The 17,161-nt window shown below is 61.9% G+C and carries 13 protein-coding genes and 1 tRNA gene; 2 read left to right on the top strand and 12 right to left on the bottom strand.

The window, feature by feature from the left end; genetic code table 11:
* Window positions 1–8: 8 nt before the first annotated feature.
* The 9 genes from epsF to AB4Z32_RS23690 form a co-directional block, all read right to left on the bottom strand.
* Entirely contained in the window at window positions 9–1,415 is a 1,407-nt protein-coding gene (gene epsF / locus AB4Z32_RS23730) for a chain length determinant protein EpsF (protein ID WP_442124333.1), read from the bottom strand.
* 57 nt (window positions 1,416–1,472) lie between these two features.
* Window positions 1,473–2,261, bottom strand: coding sequence for a polysaccharide export protein EpsE (gene epsE / locus AB4Z32_RS23725; protein WP_442124332.1), 789 nt, complete (start codon window positions 2,259–2,261; stop codon window positions 1,473–1,475).
* A gap of 33 nt (window positions 2,262–2,294) precedes the next feature.
* Window positions 2,295–3,359, bottom strand: coding sequence for an EpsD family peptidyl-prolyl cis-trans isomerase (locus AB4Z32_RS23720; protein ID WP_442124331.1), 1,065 nt, complete (start codon window positions 3,357–3,359; stop codon window positions 2,295–2,297).
* A gap of 146 nt (window positions 3,360–3,505) precedes the next feature.
* Entirely contained in the window at window positions 3,506–4,486 is a 981-nt protein-coding gene (gene fcl / locus AB4Z32_RS23715) for a GDP-L-fucose synthase (protein ID WP_442124330.1), read from the bottom strand.
* A 3-nt stretch (window positions 4,487–4,489) separates the two neighbouring features.
* On the bottom strand, window positions 4,490–5,605 hold the full coding sequence (gmd, locus tag AB4Z32_RS23710; RefSeq protein ID WP_442124329.1) for a GDP-mannose 4,6-dehydratase: 1,116 nt from the start codon (window positions 5,603–5,605) through the stop codon (window positions 4,490–4,492).
* 164 nt (window positions 5,606–5,769) lie between these two features.
* The gene (locus AB4Z32_RS23705; protein ID WP_442124328.1) at window positions 5,770–7,149 is read right to left on the bottom strand and encodes an undecaprenyl-phosphate glucose phosphotransferase; all 1,380 of its coding nucleotides are present in this window, start codon (window positions 7,147–7,149) and stop codon (window positions 5,770–5,772) included.
* 20 nt (window positions 7,150–7,169) lie between these two features.
* Window positions 7,170–8,378, bottom strand: a complete 1,209-nt coding sequence (gene epsL, locus AB4Z32_RS23700) for an XrtB/PEP-CTERM-associated polysaccharide biosynthesis outer membrane protein EpsL (RefSeq protein WP_442124327.1) — start codon at window positions 8,376–8,378, stop codon at window positions 7,170–7,172.
* A 39-nt stretch (window positions 8,379–8,417) separates the two neighbouring features.
* Window positions 8,418–9,143, bottom strand: a complete 726-nt coding sequence (locus tag AB4Z32_RS23695) for a CAAX prenyl protease-related protein (RefSeq protein WP_442124326.1) — start codon at window positions 9,141–9,143, stop codon at window positions 8,418–8,420.
* Window positions 9,144–9,193: 50 nt separating this feature from the next.
* Window positions 9,194–11,110, bottom strand: coding sequence for an ATP-binding cassette domain-containing protein (locus AB4Z32_RS23690; RefSeq protein WP_442124325.1), 1,917 nt, complete (start codon window positions 11,108–11,110; stop codon window positions 9,194–9,196).
* A 144-nt stretch (window positions 11,111–11,254) separates the two neighbouring features.
* Here AB4Z32_RS23690 and AB4Z32_RS23685 point away from each other — a divergent pair.
* Window positions 11,255–11,329 (top strand) — tRNA-Arg (locus AB4Z32_RS23685).
* 136 nt (window positions 11,330–11,465) lie between these two features.
* Here AB4Z32_RS23685 and AB4Z32_RS23680 read toward each other — a convergent pair.
* Together AB4Z32_RS23680 and AB4Z32_RS23675 are read right to left on the bottom strand one after the other, a co-directional pair.
* Complete coding sequence (locus AB4Z32_RS23680; protein WP_442124324.1) at window positions 11,466–12,275, bottom strand: LuxR C-terminal-related transcriptional regulator; 810 nt, start codon at window positions 12,273–12,275, stop codon at window positions 11,466–11,468.
* Window positions 12,276–13,060: 785 nt separating this feature from the next.
* Complete coding sequence (locus AB4Z32_RS23675; RefSeq protein ID WP_442124323.1) at window positions 13,061–14,512, bottom strand: tyrosinase family protein; 1,452 nt, start codon at window positions 14,510–14,512, stop codon at window positions 13,061–13,063.
* A 161-nt stretch (window positions 14,513–14,673) separates the two neighbouring features.
* On the opposite strand from AB4Z32_RS23675, the gene AB4Z32_RS23670 reads away from it, so the two are divergent.
* Window positions 14,674–14,973, top strand: a complete 300-nt coding sequence (locus AB4Z32_RS23670) for a hypothetical protein (RefSeq protein WP_442124322.1) — start codon at window positions 14,674–14,676, stop codon at window positions 14,971–14,973.
* Here the strand turns inward: AB4Z32_RS23670 and AB4Z32_RS23665 are convergent, their stop codons facing one another.
* Entirely contained in the window at window positions 14,974–17,085 is a 2,112-nt protein-coding gene (locus AB4Z32_RS23665; RefSeq protein WP_442124321.1) for a PAS domain-containing protein, read from the bottom strand.
* Between the last annotated feature and the right edge of the window lie 76 nt (window positions 17,086–17,161).

Here is a 17,161-nt window from a genome sequence, read left to right as displayed (position 1 = left end):
GTCCTCGATCAGTTCAGGCGCAGCAGGCGGCGCGGTGCCAGGGAGCGGATACCGCCGAGACGGCCGCGCGCCGGTTTCCATTCGATGGTGCCGAGCACCGGGATGCCCAGCATGTCCTTGACGTCGCTGGGCGAGCGCACCGGGCGGTTCAGCAGTTCCAGCAGCAGGGCCAGGCCGACGCCCAGCACGGTGCCGGCCAGGATGCCGATCAGGGTGTTCAGCAGCACGCGCGGGCCGGACGGCTCGGTCGGCGCCACGGCCGGGTTCAGCAGCGAGATGTCGGACTGCTCGGACTGGGCTTCGATACGGGTCTGCGAGAAGCGCTGCGAAGCGGCGTCGAAGGCGCGCTGGGCGCTGTCGAGATCCTTCAGCAGCACGCCGAGTTCGTCGCGGGCGCGGTTCAGTTCCAGCACCTTGGCCTTCTGCTGGGCGACGGCTTCGCGCAGCTCGGATTCGCGGGCACGCAGCACCTGGGCATTCGCGCCGACGCTGCGGGAGACGGTGCCGAGGGCGGCGTTCAGCTCGCCGCGCACCTTGTCCAGCTCGGCCTTGGCGGCCTGGTACTGCGGATGGTTCTTGCCGTAGCGCTGGGAGGTGTCGGCGAACTTGCCTTCGGCGGTTGCCAGGTTGGCGCGCATCTGCTGGATCAGGGCATTGTTGGCGACGTCCGGCGAGGTCAGGGCCGAACCGGCGGCGGCCTGGCGCGAGTTGCCTTCCATCGCGGCGGTCTGTGCCTGGACCAGCTGGCCGGACAGGTCGTTCAGGCGCGACAGTTCGACGTCGACGCGGTTGTTGTCGAGGCTGACGATGCCCTTCTCCTGCTGGTATTTGGAGAGGCGGGCCTGGGCGGCTTCGAGGTTGTCGCGCAGCTGCTTGGTCTGTTCATTGAAGTACGACGAGGCTTTCTTGGCCGGCTCGGTCTTGAGCTGGACGGTGATCTTCTGGTACTCGTCGGCGAAGGCGTTGGCGACCGCCGCCGCGAAGGCCGGGTCGGCGCCCTTGAAACTGATCTCGACCACCGAGGATTCGCGCGAGGGCACGATCTCGAGCTTCTTCAGCAGCAGGTCGGCCAGCCAGTCGCGCACCGAGCCACGGCCTTCGGTGGCTTCGTTGAACTGCTGGATCACGGCCGGGCTGCTGGCCAGGTGCAGCGCATCGACCACCCGCAGCGCCACGTTCTTGCTGCTGATGATGTCGATCTGGGTGGCCATATAGCCCGGCAGCAGCTGACCCGGCATGGTCAGTCCGGTCAGCGGATCCACCCCCTTGTAGTTCAACAGAACGGATGCTGTCGCCTTGTACGTCTTGGATTGGATCAGGCTGAACCCGAGGGCCAGCGCGACCGTGACCAGCAGGGTCGTCAGGATGATCTTCTTCCGTGCAAGCAAGATCAGCAGGAATTGATGGACGTTCATGATGAACCTTTTTCAAAACGGGGTGGAACAGGAAACCGGGACTGCCTTACACAAAAATCAGAACCACGATTCGCGCACCGTGATGACGTCGTCGGTCTGCACCAGGTCGTCGTTCTTCACGTCGATCGTATGCGCCACGCCGCTCGCATCCTTGCGGGTCACGCGCAGGCCGCGCTGGGTGCCGCGCTGGGTCAGGCCGCCGCCGGCCGAGACGGCCTGCTGCACGGTCATCGCGCGCTCGATGCGGAACGGACCCGGACGGTTCACTTCGCCGGAGATGTAGGCGCGCGGTGCGCGTTCGACGAAGATGATGTCGCCGCCGGCCACTTCGTAGTCGCGGTCCAGTTCACCCTTGCGCACCATGTCGACGATGTCGATGGTTTCGCGGGTGGTCTTGCCGTTACGGTTGCGTACCAGGCTGACCATGTCGCCTCCATCCTGACTGATGCCGCCGGCGATCGCCAGCAAATCGAGCACCTTGCGCTTGCCCTCGATCGGATAGCGTCCCGGGCGGTTGACCTGGCCCAGCACCGACACCTGCTGGCTGGCCAGGGTGGTGATCAACAGGTTGACCTGGGCCTTCTTCAGGTAGCCGCCCTTCTCCAGCAGGCCGCCGATCTTCTTCTCGGCCTGCTGCGTGGTCAGGCCGCCGACCTGCACCTCACCCAGCAGCGGGAAGGTCATGCTGCCGGCTTCGGAGACGCGGGTCTCGGTGGCCAGGTCCGGGCTGCCGTAGACCGTTGCCTTGACCACATCGCCCGGGCCCAGCACCACTTCGGCGGCGCTGGTAAAACCGGCGGCCAATGCCAGGGTTGCTGCGATCATCCAGTGTACGAGTCGTTTCATTTTGTTCCCTCTTTTTGATCAATGTTGAACGTGTCACTTCAGTCCGGCGACGCCGCGGTCGAGCGCTGCCTTGTCGGCATTGTTTTCCGATGCCGGCGCCGGTGTCGCGGCGGCACCGTTGGCCGGTACGCCGCCCTGCTGGTCGGCAACCGGCACCCCGTTGGTCCTCGCCACCGCGCTGGTCGGCGCACCGCCAGCCGGCAGCGTCGGCGCCGATTTCGGGTCGGGCATCAGCGATTTGTTCAGGTACTCGATCTTGGCGTCGGCACGCAGGCGCTGCAACTCGGCCGTAGCCAGCTCCTTGTTTTTCTTGTTGACCAGGAACTGCTCGATCTGCGGCGAGGCAACCGCCAGCGTGACCGGTGCGTCCTTGACTTCGGTCACCGAAATGAACATCGCACGTGAACCTTCCTTGACCACGAACAGCTGCCCCTTCGGCATGCCGAGCAGTTTCGACGACAGCTCAGGCGGCACGTCGGCGGTGCTGCGGGTGACCTGGGTGCGTCCATACTTGAGCTTGTGGGCATCCAGCCAGACCGCGACTTCCTCCAGCGACTTGGCGCTGTCGGCGGCGGCCCGTACTTCCGGCGTCAGGTCGTTGGCACCGATCACGATTTCGCTCATGCTGAACTGCTTGCGGTTGGAGAAGAATTCCGGATGGGCATTGAAGTAATCCTCGACCTCTTTCGGCGTCGGCTTGGTCACGTTGCCGACCCGCTTCTGCAGATAGGCCTGGGCGATGATCAGCGACTTGGCGCGGTCGATCGCCTGCATGACCTTGGGATCGCGGTCCAGGTTTTCCTTGGCCGCTGCCTCCTCCAGCAACTGGCGGTCGATCAGGACCTGAAGCAATTGCTTGCTGGCGGTGTCCTGCTGGGCCGCCGAGACGCCTGCCCGCTGCAGCTCCTCGTTCAGCTGCAGCACCGTGACTTCTTCGCCGTTGACGCTGGCCAGCGCTTGTCCCGGTTTCTTTTCCTTGGCCTTGTCGCCGCACGCGCTCAAGGTTGCCGCAACGAGGATCAGCGCGGCGCACAGCACGCGTTTCGGAGTGGAGGGGGCATGGCTCGTTTTCATGGCCGCCAGGTGGTGTGTGTTCACTTTAGTTTCCTTGGGTTGGTGGGAACTCTTTTTATGACGAAGATGTCTCACATTTCAGTCTGCTACTGATGCATTCTGGGTGCCGCACGCTTGGGGCTCTGTTCGTCGGCTAACACTCAACCTTCGCCTTGCGTACGCTTCACGTGTCAGGCCGCGGCCCGGTTCTCCTGCGCTTCCATCAGCTCGACGAAAGCGGCATAGGCGCGGCGCAGGCCCTCCGGCAGCGGGGTCGTGGCCTGCCAGCCGAGCTGCCTGAGCTTCGAGACGTCCAGCAGCTTGCGCGGCGTGCCGTCCGGCTTGCTGGTATCGAAGCCGATGCGTCCCTTGTAGCCGACCACCTCGCCCACCAGCCGCGCCAGCTCGGCGATGGTGACGTCCTCGCCGGTGCCGACGTTGATGTGCGAATGCATCGGATCGGTGAGCTTCGCATAGGTGTCGTGGTCGAGGTTCATCACATGGACGCAGGCGGCCGCCATGTCGTCGACATAGAGGAATTCGCGCATCGGCTTGCCGCTGCCCCAGATCACGACTTCCGGCGCATTCGCCAGCTTGGCTTCGTGGAAGCGCCGCATCAGGGCCGGGATCACGTGGCTGTTTTCCGGGTGGTAGTTGTCGCCCGGACCGTAGAGATTGGTCGGCATCACGCTGCGGTAGTCGGTGCCGTACTGGCGGTTGTAGCTCTCGCACAGCTTGATTCCGGCAATCTTGGCCATGGCGTAGGGTTCGTTGGTCGGCTCCAGCGTGCCGCTCATCAGGTACTCTTCCTTGATCGGCTGCGGCGCCATGCGCGGGTAGATGCAGGACGAGCCCAGGAACAGCAGCTTTTGCACCCCGTTGACCCTGGCTTCGTGCACGACATTGGCCTGCACCATCATGTTGTCGTAGATGAAGTCCGCCGGGTAGCTATTGTTGGCGTGGATGCCGCCGACCTTCGCGGCCGCCAGGTAGACCTGGTCGATGGCTTCGTTACGGAAGAATTGGCGGACCTGCTCCTGGTCCGTCAGCTCCAGTTCCTGGTGGCTGCGGGTAATGATATTCGTATGGCCTTGCGCGCGCAGGGCGCGCACGATGGCCGAGCCGACCAGGCCGTTATGGCCGGCGACGTAGATGCGAGGCTGAGTATTCAACGTTCACTCCATTGAAATTGCAACGTTGTAACCATGCGATGCCAGCAGTTTGTGGCGGCGCGCCGTGTCCAGATCGGACGCCACCATTTCCTGCACCATCGCCGCGAAAGGGGTGCGCGGTTCCCAGCCGAGGCGTTCGCGCGCCTTGCCCGGATCGCCCAGCAGCGTGTCGACCTCCGTCGGACGGAAATATTGGGGATCGACCGCAACGATCGGCTGCCCCATCACCACCCCCGGCGCCTTGTCGCCGCTGAGGGAAGCGACGACGCCGCGCTCGTTCACGCCCTCGCCCTGCCAGGCGATTTCCATGCCCAGCTCGCGCGCGGCGAGCTCGACGAAGGTACGCACCGAGTACTGGCGGCCGGTGGCGATCACGTAGTCCTCGGGCTTGTCCTGCTGCAGCATCAGCCATTGCATCTCGACATAGTCGCGCGCGTGGCCCCAGTCGCGCATGGCGTCCAGGTTGCCGAGAAAGAGTTGCTGCTCCAGGCCCTGGGCGATGTTGGCGAGGCCGCGCGTGATCTTGCGGGTGACGAAGGTCTCGCCGCGGCGCGGAGATTCGTGGTTGAACAGGATGCCGTTGCAGGCATACATGCCATAGGCTTCGCGGTAATTAACCGTGATCCAGTAGGCATACAGCTTGGCGACCGCGTAGGGGCTGCGCGGATAGAAAGGCGTGGTCTCGCGCTGCGGGGTTTCCTGCACCAGGCCGTAAAGCTCGGAGGTCGATGCCTGGTAGAAGCGGGTCTTCTTTTCCAGGCCCAGGAAGCGGATCGCTTCCAGCAGGCGCAGGGTGCCGATGCCGTCGACGTCGGCCGTGTATTCCGGCGACTCGAAGGACACCGCCACATGGCTCATGGCGCCCAGGTTGTAGACCTCGTCCGGCTTGACTTCGCACATGATGCGATTCAGGTTCGAGGTGTCCGACAGATCGCCGTAGTGCAGGAAGAAATTCTTGTTTTCGACGTGGGGATCCTGGTAGATGTGGTCGATGCGCCCGGTATTGAACAGCGAAGCGCGCCGCTTGATCCCGTGTACCTCGTAACCCTTCGAGAGCAGCAGTTCGGCGAGGTACGAGCCGTCCTGTCCGGTCACTCCTGTGATCAGCGCTTTTTTCATGTTCTTGCTTGCCTTTCAGGTAGCAGTCCACATGGGTCTGCCCCTTAAATATTGCAATCTCATCAATTATTCTACGCAGCTCAATCGAGCCCGCAAGCGCCGATCCGATTGAACCCACCCCTTTAAGTCAACCTTAAGTAGACTTAATTTCCGACAAAACACACTTAAAATGCGTTTTCTCGCGTCAATACGACCTTCACCGTCCTGAGCACGATCCACAGATCCAGCCACAGCGACCAGTTGCGCAGGTAATCGAGGTCGTACTGGATGCGCGCTTCCATCTTGTCCAGCGTGGCGGTTTCACCACGCAGGCCGTTGACCTGGGCCCAACCCGTGATGCCCGGCTTGACCTTGTGGCGCAACATGTAGCCCTTGATCACCTTGCGGTACTGCTCGTTGTGCGCGACCGCGTGCGGGCGCGGGCCGACGATGCTCATGCGGCCCTGCAAGACATTGACAAATTGCGGCAACTCATCCAGCGAGGTGCGGCGCAGGAAGCCGCCGATCTTCGTGATCCGGCCGTCGTTGCGCTGGGCCTGGGTGACGGTCGCGCCGTTTTCCATCACGCTCATCGAGCGGAACTTGTAGACGATGATCTCCTCGCCATACAGGCCGTAGCGGCGCTGGCGGAAGATCACCGGTCCCGGCGAACTCAGCTTCACGGCAATGGCGACCACCAGCATCAGCGGCGCCAGCAGCAGCAGGATCAGCGCGGCCAGCGCGACGTCGGAGGCGCGCTTGATGGTGCTGTTCAGGCCCATGAAAGGGGTCTCGCAGATGGCGATCACCGGCATGCCGCCGACGTTGTCGAAGCGCGCCTGCATCAGGTCGAAGATGTAGACGTCGGGCAGGAAATAGACCGAGGCCGTGGTGTCCTGCAGTTCGTCGATCAGCTTGCGGATGCGCGGCTGGGCCGAAATCGGCTGGCTGATGAAAATCATCTTGATGCCGTGCTCGCGCACGTACTGCGCCAGCTCGCCGGTCTTGCCCAGCATCGGGTGATGCATGCCGGCCGGGATGCGGTCGTCGGTGCGGTCGTCGAAAAAGCCGCGCACCGCCATGAAGAGGTTCGGATGCTTCTCGACCACGCCGGCGAACTTCAGGCCGACGTCGTTGGCGCCCACCACCACCACCGAGCGCACCTCCTTGCTGCGGTTCGGCGAATTCGCCAGGCGCGCGGCGATGTGGCTGGTCAGCAGGATCGCGGGCGTCGCGATCGCCCAGGTGGCCAGCACGCGGGCGTCGTAGAAGTACTTCAGGCCGCTCGACGAACCGAGGAACCACAGCACGGCCAGGGTCACGGCCCAGCCGAACACGGTATCGCGCGCATAGGCCCACATGCGTCCGCTGCGCCAGGTGCGGTAGGGATCGATGTGCTGGTACACGGCCGACGAAATGAAGAAGGCCAGGATCATCAGCACCAGCATGTAGCCCGAGAACGGTTCGTGGAACAGCAGCGCGGACAGGTACAGCGTTCCCATGATGATCAGGGGATCGAGCACCCGCTGGAAAAACGAGATCAGTGGTATGTCATTGACCGTCATAGGAACCTGTTGGAACTGCCTCAGAACTGGGCGTTGGCCGTCAGCGTCACGCTGTTCGACTTGAAGCTGCCAGTACCGAGGACCACGGAGCCGCTGCGCGACTGGTGCGCCACCCCGCCCTGCACCTGCAGCAGGGGGCGTGGATGCCAGGTCGCGCGCAGGCTGGTCGTGCGGATCGCATCGCGGAGGTTGTCCGAGCCGGCAAAGTCGCGGCGCGGGTTGTAGTTGCGGCGTTCATAGGTGGCGTCGGCGTTAACCGAGATCTTGGCGGTCGCATCCCACTGGGCGCCGACGCTGGCGCCGGTGTTCTGGGTATAGCTGACCACCGTGCTTTCGAGCGGGGCGAAATCGCGCCACACCGCCGCCGTGTAGGTCATCTTGCCGCGCGGCTGGTAGGTCGCGTTGATCTTGCCGGCGAATCCGCTGGTCCGGCCTTCGCCGAAGGAAGGCTGGTTGCGGCGTGTGTAGCCGACCAGGGCATCCAGCGTGGTCGAACCGGTTGCCAGCCATCGCACGCGCGCCTTCAACTCGTCCTGGGTAAAGTTGTCGTTGAAGGCGAAGGGACCGACCGGGCGCGGGACAGGATACTTGCCCTTCACATGGCGCGCCACCAGGCCGACCGTGCTGCCGCTGCGCGCCAGGTAGTCGAGTTCGAGTTCGGAAGCGTCCTCGGTCCGGTTGTTGTAGCGGTTGCTGAGGGCTTCGTAGCTGTACTTGTCGCGCTGGAAGCCGGCCCGCACCCTCCAGGCCGAATGGAAGCGCCAGGCGCCTTCGGCGTAGCTGCTTCGGGTGCGGCGCAGGTTGCGCTCCGTGCTGGCGAAATCGGTGTACGGGGCCAGCACCTGCTCCAGCGAGGTGCCGATCTTGCCTTCGAGGTGATTTCCGAGTTGCCAATTCCAGTTCGCTTGCAAGTCCTTGCCGTCGTAGTCGAGCTGCTTGAAGTGATCGAAGCTGGTCTTCGACAGCTTGGCGACGAGCGTGATGCGCTGCCGGCTGTAGGTCTTATCGAAGATCAAGCCAGCTTCACGCGTCCACCACGAATCGCCGCGCGTGTTGTCAAAGGCGGGCTGGTCCTCGGGAACGCGCAGCAGGTTGTCGTCGTGACCGTAAGCCACGCCGCCATAGACATGCAGCGCATCGTTGGGCCCGGCGCCGGCCGGCACGGCCGGGATCGCAGCGAAGGCGGAGCAAATCAGCAGGGCAAGGGGACGCACGCGGGAATTCAACATGATTGTTTGTCTTCTTAAGGTTAAACGCGCTGGACGGATTTACCAGTACGACCAGTTACCGGTACGGACGACCCAGATCCCCAGCAGGCCGTTGGTGACGGCGTGCGCCAGGATCGGCGACCACAAGCTGCGGTGACGCATGTACAGCAGGCTGTAGGCGGCGCCCGCGACGATGCCGGCCAGCCACAGGTTATGCTCGAAGCCGAACAGCAGGACGGTGATGATGAAGCTCTTGGGACCGAGTTGAGATGGCTCAACCGAGTCGAAATTGGGGGCAGCAACCCAGCGCATCAGGAAGGAGCGCCAGAACAATTCTTCCATCACTGGCACGACCAGGGCCGCGCCGAGGATGCGGATGGCGACCAGCAGCCAGTCGATCCGGCCCTCGCTGCGCGGATCGAAACCCGCAGGCGAGCCGAAGATCATCCAGCCGGCGTCCAGGCTGACCCACAGCACCAGCACCACGACGCCGGTGGCGAGCGCGGTCAGGACCGCGGGCGTGGAAAGGCGGAAATGCCTGAGTTCGGAATAGTGGCGCCAGAACAGCGCCAGCAGCAGCACGACGGCTGCGATCTTGGCGGGATACAGCCACAGCAGCGCGGAGGAGGCGACGCCCAGGCGTTCGAGGACGTCGCCGGCGACGATGAAGAACAGATAGGCCGCGAACGGCAGGATGCGGACCCAGGCCGCACGGCTGAACATGGGTGCATCGGCCGGATGTGTCGCCGCGGCGGGTGGAGCGATGCGTTCGTCATGTTCAGTCATGTCTCTCCATCATCGGCAGGCACTTGGCCTGCGCTCTCTAGCGAGCCATGCTACTCCCCCCTGACGCGCGCCTCGAGGCGCTCCCAGCGTTCCAGGGCATCAAGCAGCAAGTCCTCGATCTCCGCGAAACGGCCGTTGATTCTGCGCGCATCGGCGGGATTGGTCTTGTAAAAGTCTGGCGCGTTCAGTTGGGCCGTGATCGCCGACTGCTCGTCTTCAAGGCTGGCGATGAGCTGAGGGAGCTCCTCCAGCTCTCGCTGTTCCTTGTAGCTCAACTTTACCTTCTTGCCAGACGCGTTCTGTGCGCTGGATGACATTTCGTTCGCTTTAACCGGGCTGGTCTTCGCGGCCGCAGCCGGCGCCTTGGCAGCCTCGGTTTTCACGCGCTCCCAGTCGCTGTAGCCACCGACGTATTCGCGCCACATCCCCTGCCCTTCGGAAACGATTACCTCGGTGACGACGTTGTCGAGGAAGGTACGGTCGTGGCTGACCAGGAAGACCGTGCCGCTGTACTCGGCCAGCAGCTCTTCCAGCAGCTCCAGGGTGTCGATGTCGAGGTCGTTGGTCGGCTCGTCCAGCACCAGGCAATTGGCCGGCTTGGCGAACAGGCGGGCCAGCAGCAGGCGGTTGCGCTCGCCGCCGGACAGCGACTTGACCGGCGAGCGGGCACGCTCCGGCGCGAACAGGAAGTCGCCCAGGTAGCTCATCACGTGCTTGCGCTGGCCGTTGACCTCGACCCAGTCGCTGCCCGGCGAGATGGTGTCGGCCAGCGACGCCTCCTCATTGAGCTGCGCGCGCATCTGGTCGAAGTAGGCCACGTTCAGCTTGGTACCGAGCTTGACCGTACCGCTGTCGGCCGTTTCCTCGCCAAGGATAATCCTGAGCAAGGTGGTCTTGCCGGCGCCGTTCGGACCGATCAGGCCGACCTTGTCGCCACGCAGCACGATGCCGGAGAAGCCTTCGATGATCACTTTCTCGCCGTAGGACTTGGAGACGTTTTCCAGCTCCGCCACGATCTTGCCGGAGCGTTCGCCGGAGCCGACGTCGAGCCGCACCTGGCCCTGCTGGTCGCGGCGCGCGGCGCGCTCCAGGCGCAGGGCTTCGAGGCGGCGCACGCGGCCTTCGTCGCGGGTGCGGCGCGCCTGCACGCCCTTGCGGATCCACACCTCTTCCTGGGCCAGCACCTTGTCGAACTTGGCATTCTCGATTTCCTCGATCGCCAGCAATTCCTTCTTGCGCTCCTGGTACTTGCTGAAGTTGCCCGGGAAGGACAGCAGGCGGCCACGGTCGAGCTCGATGATGCGGGTGGCGACGTTGTCGAGGAAGCGGCGGTCGTGGGTGATGAACAGCACCGAGCCGCGGTACTCGCGCAGCAGGCCCTCCAGCCACTGGATCGAGCTGAAGTCGAGGTGGTTGGTCGGCTCGTCCAGCAGCAGCACGTCCGGCGCAGATACGAGCGCCACCGCCAGCGCGACCCGCTTCTGCATCCCGCCGGACAGCGTGCCCATCTGCGCATCGCCCTTCAGGCCGAGGCGGTCCAGGGTCGTCTCGACCTTGTTGCCGATGTTCCAGGCATCGCTTGCATCGAGCTTGTGCTGCAACTCGTGCATGCGCTCCATGAGCGCGTCGTCGTTGCCCTGGCCGAACTGTCCGGTCAGCGATTCATACTCGGCCAGCATCGCCTGTTGCTCGCCCATGCCGCCGGCGACGGCATCGAACACGGTCATGGCCGGATCGAACACCGGCTCCTGTTCGACGTAGGCGATCTTGAGGCCCTGCTGCATGACCAGCAGGCCGTCGTCGAGTTTCGAGCGCCCGGAAATGATCTTCAGCAGCGAGGATTTACCGGTGCCGTTGCGGCCGATGAGACCGACGCGCTCGCCGGCCTCCAGGGAAAAATCGGCATGGTCGAGCAGGGCGACGTGGCCGAAGGCCAGTTGCGCGGAAGTGAGGGAGATGACAGCCATGATCGTGTGCAGCAATGAGGGAAAGACGCATTGTACCGACTGGCGGGACCGAACTTCCAATATTGTCTGGATCATCGGCTATAATTGCGGTCGGTTCACGATTCCGGCCTGTTTCTCAGGGTCCGCTCGCCGAACCGCTGAGTCCTCCCCGTAGTACAATGGATAGTACGCGCGCCTCCTAAGCGTGAGATACAGGTTCGATTCCTGTCGGGGGGACCATCTTCACGTATCCGGATGCTCCATCATCTTCTTGATGGCTGCTCTCATCAACGCTGTCGAGCGATCCCCTTGTTTATCTGGTTTGCGTTTTGCAAAAAATACCAGCAGAAGCAGGGATTGCGTCAGAACATAGCGTTCACGAATCGACTTCGGGTCCGGATACACTCCCGATACGATGTCGTCGATGAGTTCTTGTACCGGACTCGATTTCATGACAGTCCTTCGTGAAGATCACGCTTTGCCCTATGGCGTTCATGCCATTTCTGAATTGTGTCCTCTTGGCGACTGTCTTTTTACGTTTAGTGTGATCGACTAATAGATCGAACAGATCGTTTTCCATGGCATACAGAACCAGTTCCGAGTCGGATGTCAGGGCCAGCTTATCCAAAATATTTGCCTTGTGCGAACTCACTGTCTTTGAACTGATTCCCAATTCCCGACCGATCGTCGACATTCTTCTGCCGATCGCAATACGCTTTAGTATTTCCAACTCACGTTGTGTCAAGTGAACGAAGGCATTCATTGCACTGAACGACTTCAAATTTGTCGCAATGAGTGTTGCTATTTCTTTTGCGACATAAAACTGATTCTCTGCCACGATACGGATAGCATTCAAAATATTATCCGGCGTGCAACTTTTATATAAGATTCCCCTGGCCCCCATCTGCAGGGCCGCTTGCACCGTAACAATGTCATCTCCCAAGGTCACAGTGATCAGACGCCGATGCTTCCATTCGGAGGAGGCCAGCGCTGCACTATTTTCATCACGATACTGCAAGGGTGCCAGGATGACTGCAACGCCATTCTTAACGGCCGCATCGGCTGCCAAGGCGTCTTCCATATAAGCAACTTCCGCAGCCACTCGTATGTCCTTATGTCGTAAAAGAAGCGATTTCATGCCCTCACGAAGCAAGGACAGGCTACTTGCCACGACTACATTAATCATTTTCAGGAGCCTTTCTTTTTTATTTCTTCTGAACAGTTCTTTACACCGCAATAGCAACTGATCGGCGGCCTCACTTATCTCACATAAATTTCACCATGATAAATAAGCTTCCCGTTCAACTACCACTAGTCAAATAGCGGACTCAACTGATAATGTAATCGATCGCACCCTTGGTGTGTCAATAAAAACACTGTTGTTTTATAGGCCCATATTTTTACACTTCTTTCCTTTCAATATTGAACAACACACCATAAATAATGAACAAGCAAGACAATCGTCATATTTGGCGTTTGCGTGATTTAACTGCCGATCCAGTTCAAAAGATTTCCGCATGCATTGCCCTAATCCATCCGCATCCCCGATTACGACATTCCGTTTATTATTTTTACCTGGAAAACCGAATTCACACCCACTCATTCGTATAGCTAACCTTATTCGCCAACGTTTATTTATTTACAATGAAATAAACAAGAACCGAGCGGCCAGGGACCCTGCTTCCGCACCGCGCCCCTGGACGATAGAGAACCTTGCGGCGTCGTTCTTATTCCAGAATACACTGCGATAAGAACCATATCGACATTACGAATATTGGGCGTTGGATACTCGGGACTCGAAACATGGACGCAGCTTTATCAAGCATGGCATTGAATGTATCGAGTCCACCTTTTATTCGCGCAATCCTCATTTGATTGCCGCGTTGTTCACTTCCGAAGCACATGATTTACGGAGCCACTCCTGCACTTGAGCAAAGTGCCGGAACTGCTGGATCCAGCCTTATGCCGGCATTAAGAATCGTCGTCGTCGGCTTCCACCCGCACTTCCCCAATGCCGATCGCTCCGCCGTTCTTGGTATCACTGCCGCTAACCCGCACGAACGATAGCGACATCATGCCGATCTCGGTGACTGTAGCGCCGCCGATTGCCTGCTTTATCTTGTAGCGAAGACGCACAGGACCATGTCCGCTGCCGTGATGAGTCGCAGCATGAATCTCGAAAGCGCCAAGCGTACCGAGGTAGACGCTGCGCGTATTGCCAGACGAGCGATTGCTTGAAGGAATGTTCAAATAGATCTTGTAGAAATAGCCACCCTTCTCTCCCAATTCGGACAGTTCGATGGCATCCAGCACGATATGCGCCGACCGGTAAGTCTTCGCTACCCCGGCGATGCGTGCCGGGTTCCCTTTTGCGATGTCGGCCAGTGCCCGGCCGTGTTCCGCGCTGACAGGTAACTGTACGCTCACCGAACGCTCGGCGAGCCCGACATCCAGCGCACCGCCCAGCGCGAAGCTCGTGTCGCTGGTCTGGTGCGGCGGGGAAATCCGAAACGAACCCACGGATGGCATCGTGGCGGGCAGGCTATCCATGGTTGCCTGCACGCGGAACAGCCGTGCATTCTGCCTGTCGCTTTCCACCTGGGCCAGAGGCAGCTTGGTCGGCATGGTTTCGTTCTGATAGCGGTAGGCCAGTGTGGTTCGAGTACTGTAGGTTTGTGTCCTGAGCATGCTCAGGGAACTCGTATACACGTGCTTCCCCGACCAATAGGAATTGGTCAGCGCCGGCATCTTGCGCCCACCGCCGGCAGCGACCCATGACACCCATATTCTGTCGACGTTCGCGTGGTGGAGCCAGAAAATGGGATCGTTGGGCGAAACCATGTCCGCCATCGCGTTGCCGATGAGGTTATGGAGTTGATTGTGCGGAGCACTCTCGAAGATCGGTTCGAATGCCTGCGACTTACCTTCCTGGAAATTAGTCACCGTGCTGTCAAAGGCCGCCATGCTCAAAGCCTGCAGGACATTCGTGTTCACCCGCTCGACATAAAGAGGATTATCGGTGCTCGGGTTCGTGAACTCGGCCGGAAGTTGGGCATAGGTATAATAATCCCAGTATGGGAGGACCAGCTTGCTGTCTCCGGAAACGGCGCGCAATTGGCGCTCGAAATAGTAAATGTAGCCGCGATGCCATGCAAGGAAATAGGGAAGACTGTGCGGGCATTTACTAACGTGAATATTGGTCCAATACGTCCAGCTATTCGGACTGCCGGCATTCGTATTTGCTTTCATCAGCCTGACGGCTTTCAACAACGAGTCATATTGTGGCGTAATCTTAAATGCCTGCCACTCGGGACGAACCGCCAGAAGGGTCTGGCCGAACAACTCGATCGGCGCAGCGGCCGCGCCCAGGGCGAGCGCAGAGCGCTCCAGAAACGCTCTTCTGCTCATATTTGCATGATCCATCTCAAACTCCTTAGTAGCTTTGTCCTACCTCAAGAACTACGCGGCCAATTGTGCTAAGCAGCCCGAAGCGTAGTTCTTGACGATATTGCAGCGTACGTAGGGGGCGTTGATCTATCTCATATGAATTGCTGTTTCCCTTAAAAGCAACCCTGCCGTTCAAGTTGCTTTCCTCGAAACCCATAGGCCATGAATGGAAGAAGTTCTTCAGCAGCACGCCGCGCGCGTTCATCGAGATGGTCGCCAAAGCACCGATGCCGGCCGAGGAGACCTTCTCCAACGTCCGCATCGACACCGATGGCGAAGTCGCCCAGGTGTGGTTCGATTACAGCTTCCTGGACGGCAGCTACCGCCGCAACTGGGGCAAGGAAAGCTGGCAGCTGGTGCGCACAGAGAAGGGCTGGAAGATCGCCGCCGTGGTCTGGTCGCAGGAAATCAATCCGGTGCCGCCGCCGAAGAAGTAATCAGGCTGGCACCTCATCGGCGGCGCCGGAGTTCGCGCCGCTGCTGACACTGGCGCCGGTCCCCGCCCCCAGCATGGCGCCCACTTTCTTGACCAGCGCCGTCATCGCGAAGGGCTTGGTCAGGAGTTCCATCTGCGCCGGCAGGGTGTCGTTGCGCATCACCGTGCTTTCCGCGTAACCGGTCACCAGCAGCACCGGGATCTGCGGCCACAGCATGCGTACCTGGTCGGCCAGCTGGCGGCCGTTCATGCCGTTCGGCAGGCCGATGTCGGTCACCAGCATGTCCGGGCGCCCGCCGCGGCCGCGCTCCTGCAGCTGGCGCAGGGCCTGGGGCGCATCGGCCGCTTCCATCACCGTATAGCCCTGCAGGCGCAGGACTTCTGCCATCACGCAGCGGATCTCGGCCTCGTCGTCGACCACCAGCACCGTGCCCTTGCGACTGGCGGCCGGCAGCGGGGCATCGCCATCCGCCACTTCGGGCTGCGGCGCTTCGGCGACCAGGCGCGGCAGCAGCATGCGCACCTCGGTACCCTTCCCCGGCATGGAATCGATGCGCACATGGCCGCCCGACTGGCGGGCGAAGCCATACACCATCGACAGCCCGAGTCCGGTTCCCTGCCCCATCGGCTTGGTGGTGAAGAAAGGATCGAAGGCGCGCGCCAGCACGTCCGGCGGCATGCCGGCGCCGCTGTCGCGCACCGTCACCAGCACGTATTCGCCGGCCTTCAGGTCGCCGTAGCGGCCCGCCTGCAGTGGCGAGATCACCGCATTCTCGGTCTCGATCACGATCACCCCGCCTTCCGGCATGGCGTCGCGCGCGTTGTTGGCCAGGTTCAGCAGCGCGCTCTCCAGCTGGTTCGGGTCGCACAGCGTGGTCCACGGGGCCGAATGCAGCTGGGTGCGCAGGGTGATCGAGGGTCCTGACGAGCGCTTGACCAGGTCGACCATCGACATCACCAGGGCGTTCACGCTGGTCGGCTTCGGGTCGAGGGCCTGGCGGCGCGAGAAGGCCAGCAGGCGGTGCGTGAGCGAGGCCGCGCGCTGGGTCACGCCGAGGGCGGCGTCGATGCGCGCCGGCAGGTCGCCGGTCTGGCCCATGCGCAGGCGCAGCTTCATCAGCTCCAGGTGGCCGGCCACGCCCGCCAGCATATTGTTGAAGTCGTGCGCCAGGCCGCCGGTCAGCTGGCCCACCGCTTCCATCTTCTGCGACTGGCGCAGCGCCTCCTCGGCCTGGCGCAGGGCGTCGGCCTGCTGCTTCTCGGCCGTGATGTCGCGCGCCACGCCGTACAGCAGCTCGCCCTCCGGCGAGAGCGTCCACTGCACCCAGCGATGCGAGCCGTTCTTGTGCAGCACCCGTGTCTGGTAACCGACCAGGGGCGTGCCCTGGGCCAGGATGCCCATGTGGACGGCGACGTCCTCGCGGTCGTCCGGATGCACCATCTCCATGAAGGGCCGGGTGATCGCCTCCTCGGCGCTCCAGCCGAAGGCTTCGGTGAAGGCCGGGTTGACGGTCAGGAAGCGCCCGGTCGCCAGCGAGGCCGCCGCCATCACGTCCGGCGAGATCCGCCACAGGCGGTCGCGGTCGGCGGCATGGGCGGCTACCTGGTGGCTCAGGCTGTCGTTCAGGCGCCGCAGCTCGTCGATCGCGCGCACCTTGCCGGTGGTTTCGATCACCGTGCACAGGATGCCGGCCACCTGGCCGTCCTCGTCGCGCACCGGGCTGTACGAAAAGCTGTAGTGATGCTGGGCCGGATAGCCGAGGCGGGTGCTGGTCACCGGCAGGTCTTCGAAATAGCAGGCTTCGCCCGCCCAGGCGCGCTCGGCGATCGGACCGACCGTGTCCCAGGCTTCGCCCCAGACCTCGCGGAAAGGGCGTCCGAGCGCCGTCTTCAGGCCCAGGATGGGAAGGTAGGCGTCGTTATGGAAACTGATGAGCTCAGGGCCCCAGCACAGGAAATTCGGGAACTTGGAATTGAGGACGCTGCCCAGCGCGATGCGCAGGGCGGACGGCCAGGACGGTATCGGTCCCAGCGGCGTCGCCGACCAGTCGTGCGCGGCTATGTGTTCGCCCATCAGGCCGCCGCCCGTGAGGAAGCCGAAAGAAGAAGTCACCGTCCTGTCCATCTTGAAGCGCTCATCCGGCCGATTGTAATAAGAAACAATGGCCGGGCGGCGCGCAATTGGCACA

Origin of the sequence: Massilia sp. 2TAF26 (assembly GCF_052115005.1) — a bacterium.
In the GTDB taxonomy this organism is placed as follows: Bacteria; Pseudomonadota; Gammaproteobacteria; order Burkholderiales; family Burkholderiaceae_D; genus Telluria.
This window is presented reverse-complemented; position numbering and strand designations above follow the sequence as displayed.